This window comes from Sinomonas terricola (assembly GCF_034931225.1).
Lineage (GTDB): Bacteria > Actinomycetota > Actinomycetes > Actinomycetales > Micrococcaceae > Sinomonas > Sinomonas terricola.
Map to the genome: position 1 here is coordinate 1 of NZ_JAYGGQ010000038.1, position 930 is coordinate 930.

Sequence of the window (930 nt, forward strand, 5' to 3'; positions counted from 1 at the left end):
AGGGAGGCGGTGAGGACGACGAGGTTCATGATGATGTCCACATCCGGGACCCCGATCGAGCCGAAGAAGGTCACGAACGGGCTCACGCCCTTCTGGTACGAGGTGTACGGCAGCAGGAGGGAGAGCAGGATCACGGAGCCGACGTAGAACACGGCGATGCGGACCACGACGGAGTTGATGGCCTTGGGCATGATCTTGGCGGGGTTCTCGGTCTCGCCCGCGGCGGTTCCGACGAGCTCGACCGAGGCGTAGGCGAACACGACGCCCTGCATGAGCAGGATCATCGGGGCCAGGCCCATCGGGAACAGGCCGCCGTGGTCGGCGATGAGGCTGAAGCCGGTCGGGGCGCCGGTGGGGGTGCCGAAGATGACGAAGTAGATCCCCAGGATCAGGAAGGAGACCAGGGCGGCGACCTTGATCAGGGCGAACCAGAACTCCATCTCGCCGAAGACCTTGACCGAGACCAGGTTCAGGGAGAGCACGAGCACGAGCGCGATCAGGGCCCAGGCCCACTGGGGGACGGCGGCGATCCACGGGACGTAGCGGCCGAAGAAGTTCATGTACAGGGCTGCGGCGGTGGTGTCCACGATCGTGGTCATGGCCCAGTTGATCCAGTAGAACCAGCCGGCGGCGAAGGCGGCCTTCTCGCCGAAGAACTCGCGGGCGTAGGAGACGAACGAGCCCGAGGAGGGCCGGTGGAGCACGAGCTCGCCCAGGGCCCGCAGGATCAGGAAGACGAAGACGCCGCAGATCGCGTAGGAGAGCACGAGGGACGGGCCCGCGGCGGCGAGGCGGCCGCCGGCGCCGAGGAACAGGCCCGTGCCGATCGCCCCGCCGATCGCGATCATCTGGATCTGCCGTGCCTTGAGGCCCTTGTGGTAGCCCGCATCCTCGGCATGGATGACGTGGTCGGACGAGTGGGCGTGGCCG

At 67.2% G+C, this 930-nt stretch carries 1 protein-coding gene; it reads right to left on the reverse strand.

Going from position 1 to position 930, the window contains the following annotated elements; all coding sequences use genetic code 11:
- Nucleotides 1-902 (reverse strand): amino acid permease (locus tag SPF06_RS22000; RefSeq protein WP_428985820.1); only part of this gene is annotated, 902 nt, incomplete at its 3' end.
- Nucleotides 903-930: the final 28 nt, after the last annotated feature.